Source organism: Pseudomonas putida, assembly GCF_022627325.1.
Lineage (GTDB): Bacteria > Pseudomonadota > Gammaproteobacteria > Pseudomonadales > Pseudomonadaceae > Aquipseudomonas > Aquipseudomonas putida_X.
In genome coordinates, this window is the sequence record NZ_JAETZZ010000067.1 from 1 (window position 1) to 255 (window position 255).

1 protein-coding gene is annotated in these 255 nt (G+C 57.3%); it reads right to left on the reverse strand.

Annotation, left to right across the window (positions count from 1 at the left end; all coding sequences use genetic code 11):
- A partial coding sequence (locus tag JNA92_RS25740) for an IS66 family transposase (RefSeq protein ID WP_241807236.1) occupies positions 1-255 on the reverse strand: 255 nt, incomplete at both ends.

The window sequence follows — 255 nt, forward strand, 5'->3', positions numbered from 1 at the left end:
GCTGTTCGTCGCTGACCTCCTTGAGGTCGCGCTCGATGTCATACAGCTTATTGATCATCGTCAGCGCCACATCGGCTCGTCCGGTCTTACCCTTGGGCTGCACCTTTTGTGCTTCGACGAACTTGCGACGCGCGTGAACCATGCATGCCAGTCGCTCGATACCGGGCTGCAACGCCAAAGCGTTGTAACCCGCATAATCGTCGGTCATCACATAGCCGCGATAGCCTTGCAGCAGACGCAATGGTACTTCCTGCG